Here is a 5,391-nt window from a genome sequence, read left to right as displayed (position 1 = left end):
CTGCGTGATAACCCGCCATGGGTTCCGGGCACACATCGCCCGGAAGGTGCGCCAAAGGAAAACCCCTATACGCGCCAGATGCATGTCTATGACAAGACGCGCCCGGAAAATATAGCCTTCCTGCAAAAGCTGCGCGCGGTAATGGATAAATATCCCGGCAGTACGACGGTGGGTGAAATCGGCTCGGACAATTCGCTTGCGACCATGGCGGAATACACCTCAGGCGGGGATAAGCTTCACATGGCTTACACCATCAACCTGCTTGAAAGCCCGCTTGAAACCGGGCTTGTGCGGGATATGCTCAAAAACGTGTTTGATGTGCTGGGGGATGGCTGGCCATGCTGGGCTGTGTCCAACCATGACTTCATGCGCGTTGCCAGCCGTTGGGGCAAGGAGAAGGGCGGGGACAATGATGCGCGCCTGCGCATGATCCCGGCACTTTACACGTCCCTGCGTGGAACCCCGTGCATCTATCAGGGCGAAGAACTTGGCCTTGAAGAAGCAGTTGTACCTTATGAACTGCTTCAGGATCCCTACGGCATTGAAATGTGGCCGGAATTCAAGGGCCGTGATGGCTGCCGCACGCCGATGCCGTGGCTGAATGCCAATGCACCACATGGCGGATTTACCTTTGGCGATCAGCCTTGGTTGCCGGTTCCGCCAGAGCACAGCGCACTCTCGGTGGCAGATCAGACTGACGATCCGAACTCGTTGCTGAATTTCTATCGCGATCTTCTGGCATGGCGCAAAAGCCATCCGGAAATCATCAATGGCGATATCGAGATGCTGGAAAATCTGGGCGGTGATGTCATTGCCTATGCCCGAATGTCTGGCGTTGTGCGTACGATTTGCGTGTTCAACACCACCCCTGATCCGGTGGCAGTCACACTGCCCGGACAATCCGAACCGAACTGCCCGTTTGCCACCGGCACAGTTGCAGGTAGTCGCCTGACGCTGCCGGGGTGGGGTTTTTATTTCGGGACCATATAACAAAAGAAGTCTGAGGGAAGTTTAAGATGTCTGATGTTGTTTTAAAGCAGGTCGAAAAGCGGTTCGGGCCCGTCCATGTCATTCATGGTGTGAACCTTGATATTCGCGATGGCGAGTTCTGCGTATTTGTCGGCCCGTCGGGGTGCGGAAAGTCAACGCTTCTGCGGTTGATCGCAGGGCTTGAGGATATCTCGGGCGGGGAACTGTCGATTGGCGGCAAGGTCGTTAATAATGTCGCGCCCAAGGATCGTGGTGTCGCGATGGTGTTTCAGTCCTACGCGCTTTATCCGCACATGTCGGTGTTTGACAACATGGCATTCGGGCTCGATCTGGCGAAAAAGTCCAAGGACGAGCAGCACGAACGCGTCATGGCGGTGGCCAAGATATTGCAGCTTGAAGAACTTCTTGACCGCAAGCCCAAGGAACTTTCCGGTGGTCAGCGACAGCGTGTCGCGATTGGGCGCGCGATTGTGCGACAACCCGGCGTGTTCCTGTTTGATGAACCGCTATCGAACCTTGACGCATCACTGCGTGTGCAAATGCGCATCGAGTTGACAAAACTTCATGAAAAATTGAAGTCCACGATGATTTATGTGACGCATGATCAGGTCGAAGCGATGACGATGGCCGATAAAATTGTCGTCTTGCGGGCCGGTCGGGTCGAGCAGGTTGGATCCCCGCTGGAACTTTATCATCACCCGCAAAATCAATTTGTTGCAGGCTTTATCGGATCGCCTAAAATGAACTTCGTTCCGGCGGTTGTTGGGGCCGTTTCGCAACAAACTGTTACGGTTAAACTGGATTCTGGTAAAGACATCGATCTGCCCGTTGATGGCAGTGGTCTTGCCACAGGAGATCGTGTAACAGTGGGCGTCAGGCCGGAACATTGCAGCATTGCTGATCAGGACACAGCATTGTTCGCAGGAACGGTCGATGTGGTTGAACATTTGGGCGAGGCTGGCCTCGTCTATGTGCAGACCGGTGCCGAAGAGCTTTTTGTTGCTCGTGTTGCTGGCGATACGGCAATCGCATCAGGGAGCTCTGTCGGGGTAACCGCCCGGGTACAGGATTGCTATTTGTTCGACCAGAATGGGAAGGCGAAACGCCGGCTTGCGGTCGATAACGCTCCGCTTGCGGCGCAGCTGTCTGCCAGATAGGCAGTTCCGGAAAGGCCGGGATTGCCACCACGGCAAAATGCCGTGCCCCGATTGTCTGCCAGGATCGCAAGATCCAGGGTCCCACCTTGGCGACGGGAAGGAAACGTTGGAAGGCTAAGGGCATAATGAAACAAAGGCAAAGGCTTAAGCATCGTATCGCGGATATCGTGATTTTCGGTGGGACCGGAGATCTGGCGTTACGTAAACTTTTTCCCGCACTCTATGAAATGGAACGCACCGGGCGTTTCGATGATGAGACCCGCATCTTTGGCGCATCGCGCAGCGAACATAGCGACGAAGATTTCCGGGCCAAGCTGGAAGAAGCCGGGAAGAAATTCATTCCCAAAGGCGAGTTCGAACCCGAGACGTGGGCGAAGTTCGCCAGTCGCATTGCCTATGTTCAGGTTTCTGCCGGCGATGAAAGCGGGTTCAAGGTCCTGTATGAAAAGCTGTCCGATCAGCCTGATCGTGATCGCGTCTTTTATTTCTCGACCAGTCCGTCGCTGTTTGCCGACATGGCCTTTAATCTGAAAAAGGCCGGTCTGGTAACGCCGAATTCCCGTGTCGTGCTTGAAAAGCCGCTGGGTCATGATCTTGACAGTTGCCGCGAAATCAACGGCCAGATCGGTGAAGTGTTCGAGGAAAACCAGATTTTCCGTATCGACCACTATCTTGGCAAGGAAACGGTGCAGAACCTGATGATCCTGCGCTTTGCCAATGCGATGTTCGAGCCGCTGTGGAACAGCGCGCATATCGATCACGTTCAGATCACGGTCGGCGAGGAAGTCGGGGTTGAGGGCCGCTGGTCCTATTATGACGATGCCGGTGCGATGCGCGATATGGTGCAGAACCATATGCTGCAACTTCTTTGCCTCGTCGCGATGGAGCCGCCCTATGTCCTTGATCAGGACGCGGTCCGCGATGAAAAAGTCAAGGTGCTGAAAGCTCTTCAGCCGATCAATGATAGCAACATCGATAGCTCCACCGTGCGCGGCCAGTACCGCAAGGGCGCCGTGGGTGGCAAGGAAGTGCCGGGTTACCTCGAAGAGGAAGGGGCCAATACTGACAGCACCACCGAAACCTTTGTCGCCATCCGGGCGGAGCTTGATAACTGGCGCTGGTCGGGTGTTCCGTTCTATCTGCGCACGGGCAAACGTTTGCCCAAGCGTCATTCGGAAATCGTCATTCAGTTCCGTGACGTCCCGCACCAGATTTTCCCGCTGGCAAAATCCATGACCAACTATCAGGCCAACAAGCTGGTCCTGCGCCTGCAGCCGGATGACGGTATCCATCTTGTGCTCAATAACAAGAACCCGGGACCGGGGCTTGTGCGTCTGCGTCCGACCGCATTGAACCTGTCCTTTGCCGAGGCGTTTGGTGGCCGCAGCCCGGATGCCTACGAGCGTCTCTTGCTGGATGCGATTGATGGCAACAACACCCTGTTTGTCCGCCGCGATGAACAGGATATTGCCTGGCAGTGGGTCGACGCCATTCAGGATGCGTGGCAGAACAATCATGTCACGCCCAAGGGATATACCGCCGGAACGTGGGGCCCGTCTGCTGCCATCGCCCTGATCGAACGCGATGGCCGGACCTGGAACGAAGAGGCCGGGTTCTAGCATTGTGCACCCCGGTACTTGTGTGCCGGGGCCTTGCGCAAACGCGCCATGACCCCAACTTCGGGAAGAAGACATGACAAACGAACGCACATTCAAAAGCGGCGATGAAATGCTTGCGGCAATGGTCAAGGAAACCGTTGATCGTCTGGAATTTGCCATCGCAACCCGCGGCCACGCCAGCATTGCAGTTGCCGGTGGACGCTTTCCAAAGCCGCTGTTTCAAACCCTTTCACAGGCGCGCCTTGATTGGTCAAAGGTGATTGTTACCCTTGGCGATGATCGCTGGGTGGGGCTTGATGATGATCAGTCCAATGAGAAGCTGGTGCGCGATAACCTGTTTATCAACGAAGCGCAGAACGCCCGCTTTGTGTCGCTGAAGACAGGCGATAACAGCCCGGAAGACGCGGTCGAAACCGTCAGTGCGCGTTTGCGCACGGAAATGCACTGGCCGCTTGATATCGTATTTTTGGGGATGGGGGATGATGGTCATACCGCATCACTTTTCCCGTCCTCGACCCCCGAAGCCCTGGGTAATGGGCTTTATCCCAAGCATGGCGAACTGGTCGCCGCTGCCCGCCCGACCGTATCCCCGGTCCCGCGCATCAGCATGACTTTGCCCGCCATCCTGAATTCCCGGTACATTGCCATCCATATTACCGGACAATCCAAATGGTCGACCTATGAAACCGCGAAAAACGGCACGGAAATCGAAGAGATGCCGGTTCGCGCAATCTTGCAACAGAACGATGTCCCCGTCGATCTGTGGTGGAGCGCCGAGAACCCGAAAGGCTGAACCCCATGAAACGTGAAATAGAACAGATTACAAAACGCATTATCGAGCGTTCCAAACCAACCCGCGAAGCCTATCTTGCCAAGATCGAGGCAGCGGCCTCTGATCGCCCGCATCGCTCCGCCCTGTCATGTGGCAACCTTGCCCATGCCTCGGCCGGTTGCGGGGCTGCGGAAAAGCAGCGCATTAACGGCGAAGACGGTGCGAACCTTGGCATCGTCACGTCCTATAACGATATGCTGTCGGCCCATCAGCCGTTGGGTGTTTATCCCGACCGTATCAAAAAGGCCGTGTTTGAGGCTGGCGGCACCGCACAGGTTGCCGGTGGTGTTCCGGCGATGTGTGATGGCGTGACGCAAGGCCGTCCGGGCATGGAACTGTCGCTTTTCTCACGCGATGTCATTGCCATGTCGACGGCTGTGTCGCTGTCGCATGATGTGTTTGATGCGGCCCTTTATCTCGGTGTTTGCGATAAAATCGTTCCGGGTCTTGTCATGGGCGCGCTTTCCTATGGCCATATCCCGGCGGTGTTTGTCCCGGCGGGGCCGATGCCATCAGGCTTGCCGAATAATGAAAAGGCCCGCATCCGTCAGCTTTATGCCCAGGGCAAAGTCGGCCGCAAGGAACTGCTTGAAGCCGAAACCGCGTCTTATCACAGCCCGGGCACCTGCACGTTCTATGGGACGGCGAACTCCAACCAGATGCTGATGGAAGTCATGGGCTTGCACCTTCCGGGGGCGGCGTTTGTCAACCCGAACACCGATCTGCGTGATGCGCTGACCGAAGAAGCCGCACGTCGTGCGCTTGCCATCACCAAGCTTGGCAATGACTATCG

Annotated in this window: 5 protein-coding genes; all 5 read left to right on the top strand. The window is 56.1% G+C overall.

From position 1 onward, the window contains the following. Nucleotides 1-990, top strand: a 990-nt coding sequence (locus B3Z49_RS12225) for an alpha-amylase family glycosyl hydrolase (RefSeq protein WP_296991177.1), incomplete at its 5' end; no start/stop codon positions are given. 26 nt (nucleotides 991-1,016) lie between these two features. Then, nucleotides 1,017-2,147, top strand: a complete 1,131-nt coding sequence (locus tag B3Z49_RS12220; RefSeq protein ID WP_296991174.1) for an ABC transporter ATP-binding protein — start codon at nucleotides 1,017-1,019, stop codon at nucleotides 2,145-2,147. A 125-nt stretch (nucleotides 2,148-2,272) separates the two neighbouring features. Next, nucleotides 2,273-3,766: a glucose-6-phosphate dehydrogenase gene (gene zwf, locus B3Z49_RS12215; protein ID WP_063090213.1), complete on the top strand. Its 1,494-nt coding sequence runs from the start codon at nucleotides 2,273-2,275 to the stop codon at nucleotides 3,764-3,766. A 73-nt stretch (nucleotides 3,767-3,839) separates the two neighbouring features. Further along, the gene (gene pgl / locus B3Z49_RS12210) at nucleotides 3,840-4,559 is read left to right on the top strand and encodes a 6-phosphogluconolactonase (RefSeq protein ID WP_120225235.1); all 720 of its coding nucleotides are present in this window, start codon (nucleotides 3,840-3,842) and stop codon (nucleotides 4,557-4,559) included. 5 nt (nucleotides 4,560-4,564) lie between these two features. Further along, nucleotides 4,565-5,391 (top strand): dihydroxy-acid dehydratase (locus B3Z49_RS12205; protein ID WP_296991195.1); only part of this gene is annotated, 827 nt, incomplete at its 3' end.

The organism is Thalassospira sp. UBA1131, assembly GCF_002311515.1.
Lineage (GTDB): Bacteria > Pseudomonadota > Alphaproteobacteria > Rhodospirillales > Thalassospiraceae > Thalassospira.
Note: the sequence above shows the minus strand (reverse complement) of the source record. Positions and strands in the feature narration are given on the sequence as shown.